This is a genomic window from Candidatus Zixiibacteriota bacterium (assembly GCA_022865345.1).
Classification (GTDB): Bacteria; Zixibacteria; MSB-5A5; order MSB-5A5; family RBG-16-43-9; genus RBG-16-43-9.
The window spans coordinates 1-9,153 of the sequence record JALHSU010000230.1 but is presented as its reverse complement, the minus strand read 5'-3'; the positions used below and the strand labels follow the sequence as shown (position 1 = coordinate 9,153).

Below are 9,153 nucleotides of genomic sequence, written 5' to 3'. Positions count from 1 at the left end.
CTACAAACTTTTTTTGTTCCATTTTTTTAGACCTTTCCTTTTATTTGTTATTATTGGAGAATAAAGCTTTAACTTTATCTAAAAACCATCAAAAAATTGGTAAATATAATTTCGTAAACCTGAAGGTTTACACTCCAGAGTATCACCCTTCCCTCCCTTGATGGGAGGGACAAAGGGAGGGTGACCCTCTCCCTGTCCCCTCTCCCTTAGAGGGAGAGGGGACGTACGCCCCTACTTTAATATAATCGCCTGGGCGATAGCATCCTCCTTGGTATGGGAGATACTGATCAAAACCTTTTTCTTGCCCAAAAGTTTTTTTGTTTTGCCGTAAAGTAAAACCTCCGGCTTTCCCTTTTTATCATTTAAAATCTCTATCTCTCTCCAGCTTACCCCGGAGGAAAGTCCTGTGCCTAAAGCCTTCATCACTGCTTCTTTGGCGGCAAACCTGCCAGCCAGGGAATTTTCCGGATACCTTTTCTTCAAACAGTATTCCAATTCCTTTGGAGTATAGACCCTTTCTAAAAATCTTTTACCCCATTTTTCTTTTACCTTCTTGACCCTTTTGATCTCGATTAAATCTATGCCCAACGATTCTATCATCGCTTTATGAAAATTCTTTGAAAATTTTACTTGCTTTTTTCATTTTAAGATATATTATGAAAATGGAAAGGGATCATTTGAAAAACCTTTAACAGCGATGCTATGAAGGTTGTCCCCTGGGGTTGAGTGTACGCGATGATCCTTCGGGAGAGCGAAAGCAAAAGATCCCGGGCGGCTGTAAAAAACCTTTATCGTATTGTATACAGAGCGTTTTTTCAAATCCTTATCCCTTTCCAAAAAACCCCTTCATCCTAAAGGACGGAGGGGTTTTTATTTCACTTAAGCATTTTTTAGCTTTTCGTAGGTCTCGTAGAAGCCCATCATCTCCAGCTTATCCTCCAGCCCAAATGTCAGCCCCCTTATATCAGTCAATATCTCCGGCTCCTGAACCGAGCAAAGGTGGATGAAATGGGAAATCCACAGGGCAAAGGCTCTGAGGATATCAGCGGAAGTTTCCTCCTCTTTTCCCCGGATTAGTAAGACTGTCCCGTTATTGTCCACAAAGAAGTTCTGCAGTAACTCGAATTTTATCAAAAACTCCTCTTTTGACTTTCTCAGATTCTGGGTAACCGAATAAGTGCCCAATTTTTCCTTGTAAACTTTAGCAATCTGGTTCAAAACGATAACCAGATGCTCTAAGTAGATTTTATCGAGGAAAAAAGAGCTTTTCTCCTCCTGTCTGAATGAGGGTTTCTCCCCCTTTTTTGACAGTTTCCTTTCAATGGACAAAAAGGCAGATTTCAGGACTAAGTTTAAGACTGAAAGGTTCATGCCCGGACGGCCGAAGATCAAAACTGCTCCTTTGTCTAAATTATAGAAGAAAGCCATGCCGTTTTCAAACCTGAGCTCTAAGCTCGTTCCGGTGGAGCTTGCCTTAGCCAGACGTGAAAGGCGCGTTCCGATATCCTTCAACCCGTCTTTGGGAAAAGAGACCGGGGTGACTTGATAAGTAACCCCCTCATTCTTATTTAATACCAGAACGCCGGTTACGCCCTGAACTGATTTTATCTCCTGTAGGATCTCATTCATAGGTTTCCACCACCAGATTACCCATTTTTTGTATAGTCTCATCTATGGGAGACCATTTTTTCAGAAAAGCTGCCCAAACCCTGTCATTATAATAAACCCAGACGACTCTGTCTGGAGGGCACTCTAAAATCCCGGCTCTGACCTCGCCCAGTTTGGAGGAATCAGTTAGAGCTGAGGCAAGCCTTAGGGCCTGGGCTATCGTTTTGGAGAACTTGTCCAGGAAAACCTCGTCCTTTTTATCCGGAAAAAGGAGCGAACCGTCATACATCAAAATAAAAGGATTATCTATCTCTTTTAACTCGGATAGCCTCTGAACCTGGCTTTGAAAATCCTCTTTTCCTCCGGATAAGAAATCATAAGGATTTTTCTTTAAAGCCCGGGCTACTTTCTCATGCTCTTTTTTCAGAAATTGTTCTATCTCCTTTTGCTCTTCAGGTTTGATTTCACCTTTCCAAGGTTTTTCTACCTTATGAATCAGTTTTCCGTCCAGGATAACAGAAGAGACTACCTTGGGATTGGGACGGGTAACAAATTCGGTCTGAACCTGAAAAATTTTCCCTTCCCAGGTTACTGAAGAGGTTCTTCCTGCTGGTATAATAAATCCCATTTGAAGTTTATATTCTATCTACGTAGGGGCGGAGATTGTTGAGCATTGTGAAATCCCGTTTTGCGGGACCTCCACCCTTCTCAGGGCGGAGATAAACTCCGCCCCTACTCGTTCTAATTCCTAAGAAGACTTAACATTTCGAAAAACCGCATTCCCGGCAGAGAATGCATCCTTCCTTATATTCCAATTTGGCTCCGCAATCCGGGCAATATTCTAAGTTTATGTCCTTGATAGGCTCACGTTTACCATTTCCAAAATGTTTTTTCAAAACTTTGGCAATCGCATCCGGGATCGACATTATCAGCTCGCCATTTCCGAAAACCGGTGAAGAACCTCCGATTCCTATCAGTTGCTCGATGATCTTATCCACTGCCACATCACTGCGCAAGGCTAAGGAGATGAGCCTGCAGATAGCCTCAGTATCTGCAATAGTGGAATAGCCAGACTTTCCTATCTGGGCAAAAACCTCGAACGGTTTACCATTAACGCTATTAATAGTGATATAGAGGTTCCCGTAACCGGTCTTTATCTTCTCAGTTATCCCGGTTAGTGTCTCTGGACGGTCCTTGACTACTACCTCACCTTCGGCTTTCATCCTGGTAGCCAGGACCTGCTCTTTTCTGCTCCCATCCCGGTAGATGGTTATCCCCTTACACCCTGATCTATAGGATAAAAGATAGGCTTGCCTCACATCTTCCAGGCTGGCCTTATTAGGCAAATTTATGGTCTTGGAAACCGCATTATCTGTGAATTTCTGAAATTCTGCCTGCATCTTAACGTGCCAGTCAGGAGAAACATCATAAGCGGTTTTATAGATTACCTTCAAATCCTCAGGAATCTCTGAGAAGTCCTGAATTGAACCCTTTTCAGCGATTTTTTCCATCAGCTCCTGAGTGTAAAATCCCAACTCCTTTGCCTTTTTCTCGAAAATGGGATTGACCTCAATCAGCCTGGTCTGGTCCATAACTGTCCGGATATAGGATATCGCATATAAAGGTTCAATACCAGAGGAGCATCCGGCGATAATACTAATGGTGCCAGCTGGGGCTATAGTAGTGACAGTGGAATTTCGCATCGGTATTTTCTTGTCGTAGAAAATACTTTTCTCCCAATTGGGGAAATTCCCCCTTTTTTCAGCTAATTCTGAGGAATACTGGTGTGATTCCTTCTGGATAAAATCCATAACCCCGGCACCTAATTCCAAAGCCTCATCTGAGTCATAAGGTATCTCAAGTAAAAGGAGCAGGTCGGCCCAGCCCATAACTCCTAACCCGATCTTCCGGTTAGCCCGGGTCATTTCCTCGATCTGGGAAAGAGGGTATTTATTGGCATCGATTACGTTGTCCAGAAAGTGAACTGAAACCCTTATGGTTTTTTCTAACTTATCCCAATCAATCGAATTCTTACCCTCCTCAGCCTTCACCATTTTGGAGAGGTTGATTGAGCCTAAGTTACAGCTTTCGTAAGGTAAAAGAGGCTGTTCTCCGCAAGGGTTAGTTGATTCTATCGTGCCGACCTTGGGAGTGGGGTTAGACTGGTTAACCCGGTCTAAGAAAATAACTCCCGGCTCCCCGCTTTTCCAGGCATGGTCTACTATCCGGTCAAAAACCTCTTTAGCTTTGTATTTTACCGCTTGCCCATCCTTCAAATATGGTTTCTCTGTACGGGGGTTTATCAGTTCATAGTAATCATCCTCTTCCACTTTTTTCATGAATTCTTCGGTAACTGCCACGGAGATATTGAAGTTAGTCAGCTCTCTAAGGTCGTCTTTACAGGAGATGAACTCTAAGATGTCCGGATGGTCTACCCTTAAAATCCCCATATTGGCGCCTCTGCGGGTGCCTCCCTGTTTAACCGCCTCAGTTGCCGCATTTATCACCTTCATAAAGGAGATCGGGCCGGAAGCTACTCCAGAGGTGGATGCCACAACCGAGTTTTTGGGGCGTAGCCTGGAAAAAGAAAAACCGGTACCCCCTCCACTTTTATGGATCAGCGCAGTGTTTTTCACCGCATCGAAGATCGATTCCATTGTATCCTCAATCGGTATTACAAAGCAGGCAGAAAGCTGCCCCAGGGGTCGGCCTGCGTTCATCAAGGTGGGTGAGTTGGGCAGAAAATCCAGTCTGCTCATCAGCGCATAGAACTCCTGAGCTAATCTTTCTATTTCTCTATCACTGGCTCCGTAGATTTTCTCCACCTGGGCAATTGCCAGAGCCACTCTCCAGAAAAGCTCCTCCGGAGTCTCGACTATCTTACCCCGGTCGTCCTTTTTAAGATACCTTCTCTCCAAAACTTTAAGAGAGTTAGGAGTAAGGTCAGTTATCCCTTGCATCTATTCCCTCCTCACGCTGCGCTATTTTATTTTTCTCATCTATTACAAAGTCCCAGAAGGCTATGGGGGCTTCTTTTTTCATTATCTTAAGCATCTCCAAACAGATCTGCCTGATCTCCCAGTGGGCTCTTTCCACACATCTTACCTCGAAAATGTGCCTGAGCTCCCTGAAATTGGCAGATACTACTATCTCGGAGACAGTGGCATTCGGTAGAATATATCTGGCATCTTCTTTTGGCACCCCTGCTTTCACCATCTCCTCATAAAAATCTTTTAGTTCTAAAGCCGTTTTTCTAAATTTATCCTTGAAAGGGGTCTTCTCCACAGTGGGAGGGATTACGAATTCAAATTCTTTGGTTTTACCGTACTCCACATACCTCTGGCTTTCCTGGGAAGGGGACATAAGCCTGTGCCTTACCATCTCGTGCGTGAAAACCCTTGAGCCGCCTTTGATCCTGAAGGTGGCATAAGCATGTTCTAAGACCGAATGATGCCCTTTCTGGATGACTTTTTTAATCAGCTCCTCAGTGGATGACGGAGGATTATAGCGGTGAAAAGAAAGATAACAGGTGCGGCAGGCTTTTTCAATCACATCTTCGGCCTGCGGAGTTATAGCCATTAACTCAACTTTCATATTCTAAACCTTTTTATTGGACAGTTTTCCCTGTATATAAATCTGATTCAATTGGACAAAATTTATGGATAAAAAATTGGTGAGATGTCACCAAAATTTTTCTTATCTTTGCAAATCCATTCTATCGTAAAGTAGATATGATGTCAAGGAAAAATTTTTATTTTATCGAAAAAAAACACAATATCTTGTATTTCAATAAAATATGAATATCAAAATGTAGAATTTTATGACTTTTTACAGATTAAATTTCCTTCAGGTAAAAAATTCTTATTCTTTTTTATGGCTTCAGAAACTGCGAAGAGCAATTGGTTCTTTTTAAAAGGTTTTGAAATCAAAAAATCAGCCCCCTTTGCCTTTGCCTCTTCTTCCTTTGTCTGGGTTCCGCACCCGGTCATCAATGCCACTTTGACATAAGGATTTGCTGATTTAATCTCCCTGATAACTTCCCAGCCGGACATTTCAGGCATAGACAGGTTCGTCAGAACCAGGTCGTAAATACCTCTTTTGAAAAATTCAATCCCCTGTTTTCCATCCACAGCTAAGGTAACTGAATGACCCTGTTCGCTCAGCATCTCCAGGATTATGTCCCGCATATTCTTCTCATCCTCAATTACTAAGATATTGGCTGGCTGAAAATCGATAACCGTGATTTTTTCTTCTTCCTCCCGGGCTTTCCTGGAAACCGGAAATTTCAACCAGATGCAAGTCCCTTCACCTAACTCTGAATCAACTGACATAGTTCCCTGGTGTTTTGAGACTATTCCGGATGCAATGGTCAAGCCCAAACCCATTCCTTTTTCTCCTTTCAAAGTGTAGAAAGGCTCAAAGATTTTCGATTTGACCTCCTCTTTCATTCCAATGCCAGCATCTTTCACCCAGGCTAAGACATAATCGTTTTCCATCCTGGTGCCTAAAATGATCTTCCCTCCCTTTGGCAGCGCTTCTATTGCATTCAAGAGTAAGTTAACAAATACTTCCCTTATCTCCGAAGGGTTACCTGCAATAGGATTTATTTCTTTTAAGTCCATATCGATATTGATGTTAATCCCCCTGGCTAATGCTTCATCCTTCCACTTGAAACTGGTCAGTTCCACCACCTGTCTGAGTATCTTGTTCAGATCGACTTTAATGAAGATCGACTCTTGCCCGATCTTGGTATACTCCCACAATCTCCGGATTATCTCAGCCCCGTCATTAGCTACCTGTTCGATTAACATTAACCCTTTTATAAGTCCTTCTTCTTTAGCCTGTTTCAAAAGAAGCTCAGCTCTGCCAGTTATAATCCCGAGGATGTTGTTAAAATCGTGGACTATCCCTTCTGCCAGGTCTCCTAAGACCCTCATTTTTTCTGATTGAATTAATTGTCCCTGGGTCTTTTTCAAATCCTCTAAAGTTTTTTCTAAAACTTCTGCCTGTTTTTTTACCTCCTGGTATAACTCTGTCTTTTCAATGGAAACTGCAACGTTCTGGGCGAATATCGAGACCAGTTTTAGATCCATTTCATTGAATTTCCTTTCTCCTTTGACCATACAGACGTTCAAAACACCTTTTACCACATTCTTGACCTTCAAAGGGACCGATAAAGAAGAAGATATCTTCTCTTCCTTGGAGACAAAGTTTTTAAACTTATCCTCCTGCAATTCATCTCCCAAGAGGAGGGGTTCACCGTGGGTCATAACCCAGCCAGCTACACTCTCACCCGGGTTCAGCTCAGTATTTTTTATCTTCTCACTTGAGACCCCATGAGCTGACACGCAGACCAGCTTTTTTTTCTTTTTGTCAAAGAGCAAAACAGAGCACCTGTCAGTCTGAAGGTAATCCCGCACTGTTTTGGAGATCATATCTAAGATTAAAGAAAGCTCTATCTCGGAATTCACCAAGGTGCTGACCTCGAATAGAGCTTTAAGTTCTTGAAACCGCTCTTCCAGGGACTGTGAGAAAACCTTTTCTTTATAAAGCTCCTGACGCAGCTTTTTTATGGATTTCTCTTTAAGGAGAATGTAGGCTAAGAAAAGAAGAGATATGCCTGTAAACCCAACGAAGAGAAGATTGTAGGTGTAACTGGAGAACTCTTTTTCATATAAATTTCTCACATCTGAATAGAAAATCAGAAGAAGAACAAAGGTAACCAAGCTCAAAAAAACCCCGGAAGTCAAAATCCAGAGATGCCAGTCTTTTCTTTCGATCTTTTTTATTTCATTCTGGATATTTTTCATACTCTTCTCCCCCTATTCTTCTATTTTCGGAAAAATAATAGAAAGCTTAATCATAGAAAGACTTATGACAGAATTGTTCTGATTGAATCCCAGACAGTGGAGTGTAAACCTTTAGGTTTACCTTTTGACCTACCAGAGTAGTGTTATTCTGAAATCAGTTAGAGCTTTCCTGAAAAAGCTGGAATTTTTTTCAACCTGATGGCTAAAGCGGGGATAATGATTAACTGAAGAAAGATACCCGGAAGCCCGGTTATAAAAGAGGCTTCTAAGAAAGAGATAAAACTTACAGGAAGTTTGACAAAAGACCCTATTATGAATATCCCAAGCGCGAATGCAATTCTGCCTGCGACCATTGAAACCAGCAGATTAACTATAAGAGGTGCTTTGAGATATCTGCAGAGCAAGCCTATAGTAAGTCCATAAACCGGAAGTTCCAAAGCCATCAAAGGGACTGCATAAGGAGGCGGCATTCCAGTCAGGAAAAAACTTAAGATCGGAGATAAGAAGCCAACCACAGCACCACTTAAAGGTCCAATCAAAATCCCGGCGAAAAAGACTGGAAAATGCATCGGCGAAAAAATCCTGCCCGCCAAGCCGAACTGATGAAAAAGAAAAGGAACGACTATTCCCAGCGAAATGAATAATCCGCTCAGGCTGATCTGTTTTGCAGAGATTCTCATTTTGACCCACAGGCTATGTATAAGGAAGGTTTGTCTATTATGACTATCTTTTTAAATCCCTCCCTTTTTAACATCCTCTTTAGAACTTTTTCAGCCGGCAGAATATCCCTCATGACCTCAATGTCCCCAGATGACCGATGATGCTCCCGCAACTCTTTTCTCCCCAGCAGATGAGCGATGAAAAATCTCCCACCCTTTTTCAAAACCCTGCTAATCTCTTTGATAGCTTTGGCTTTCTTTTCAAAGTGAGGGAAAGAAGCAAAAGCAATCACATAATCTAAAGATTCCGGCAGAAAGGGAAGGTTCTCCGCAGGGGCACAGATCAGGAAGATATTTTCATCCCGATGTTTCCTCCTTGCCTCCAGCAGCATCTGTTCAGACAAATCTACCCCAAAAACCCTGCCTTTCCTGCCGATGGCTTTCAGGATATGGGGAAACAGAATACCAGTCCCGCATCCTAAATCCAGAACCTGTGAGCCTTTCTTGAGTCTGAAGCATCTGAGGAGTTTTTCCAGTTTATCTTCAGTCTCTAAATGACAGAGCCGATCCCATTTGTGAGCATACCTGTCAAAATATTCTCTTTTAGACATAATTAAACCGTAACAACTCGTAGGCAGGGTTTCCAGCCCTGCAAAAATAAACGGTAGTCGCAAGTCCTACGGTGGCTACGAGCCAGCCAGCCCGTATGGGCACCAGACGTAGTCTCCGGCTTCTCGGACTTTAGCTTGCAGTTGAATAACTTACCCTTAATCCCTCTCTTATAAAGAGAGGGAATGCCTTCCCTTCTCTTTTTAAGAAAAGGGGTCAAGGGATGAGTTCAAAAGCGCCCGTAGGGCGGCTACCAGATTATAACATACTAAATAGTGATTGTGACCTCAGATTTTAATAATATCCCCGTGATCTCCGCCATATTGCTTTTCTTTCCAACCTTGACTTTTTCCGTAAGCCCGTAATAATTCAGGCAGGTGGAGCAGGAAAGTACCTCTACCCCTGAATTTTCCAGGGAGACGAGTGTTTCAAGATAGATCGAGCCATCAGAGACCAGCTTTACTCCG

The 9,153-nt window shown here is 42.7% G+C and carries 9 protein-coding genes; all 9 read right to left on the bottom strand.

All coding sequences use genetic code 11. From position 1 onward, the window contains the following. Positions 1-231: 231 nt before the first annotated feature. Positions 232-600 (bottom strand): holo-ACP synthase, encoded by a 369-nt coding sequence (gene acpS, locus MUP17_11075; GenBank protein ID MCJ7459522.1) that lies wholly within the window; start codon positions 598-600, stop codon positions 232-234. Positions 601-879: 279 nt separating this feature from the next. Next, positions 880-1,629: a hypothetical protein gene (locus MUP17_11070; protein ID MCJ7459521.1), complete on the bottom strand. Its 750-nt coding sequence runs from the start codon at positions 1,627-1,629 to the stop codon at positions 880-882. Further along, positions 1,622-2,236: a hypothetical protein gene (locus MUP17_11065; GenBank protein MCJ7459520.1), complete on the bottom strand. Its 615-nt coding sequence runs from the start codon at positions 2,234-2,236 to the stop codon at positions 1,622-1,624. The genes MUP17_11070 and MUP17_11065 overlap by 8 nt, the downstream gene beginning before the upstream one ends. A 130-nt stretch (positions 2,237-2,366) precedes the next feature. Continuing rightward, entirely contained in the window at positions 2,367-4,568 is a 2,202-nt protein-coding gene (locus tag MUP17_11060; GenBank protein ID MCJ7459519.1) for a vitamin B12-dependent ribonucleotide reductase, read from the bottom strand. Continuing rightward, positions 4,552-5,202: an FAD-dependent thymidylate synthase gene (thyX, locus tag MUP17_11055; protein ID MCJ7459518.1), complete on the bottom strand. Its 651-nt coding sequence runs from the start codon at positions 5,200-5,202 to the stop codon at positions 4,552-4,554. The genes MUP17_11060 and thyX overlap by 17 nt, the downstream gene beginning before the upstream one ends. A 224-nt stretch (positions 5,203-5,426) precedes the next feature. Then, positions 5,427-7,418, bottom strand: a complete 1,992-nt coding sequence (locus tag MUP17_11050) for a response regulator (protein MCJ7459517.1) — start codon at positions 7,416-7,418, stop codon at positions 5,427-5,429. A gap of 158 nt (positions 7,419-7,576) precedes the next feature. Further along, complete coding sequence (locus MUP17_11045) at positions 7,577-8,098, bottom strand: ECF transporter S component (GenBank protein ID MCJ7459516.1); 522 nt, start codon at positions 8,096-8,098, stop codon at positions 7,577-7,579. Further along, on the bottom strand, positions 8,095-8,688 hold the full coding sequence (locus tag MUP17_11040; GenBank protein MCJ7459515.1) for a class I SAM-dependent methyltransferase: 594 nt from the start codon (positions 8,686-8,688) through the stop codon (positions 8,095-8,097). Before MUP17_11040 ends, MUP17_11045 begins: the two co-directional genes overlap by 4 nt. Positions 8,689-8,954: 266 nt before the next feature. Next, a partial coding sequence (locus MUP17_11035) for a sulfurtransferase-like selenium metabolism protein YedF (protein ID MCJ7459514.1) occupies positions 8,955-9,153 on the bottom strand: 199 nt, incomplete at its 5' end.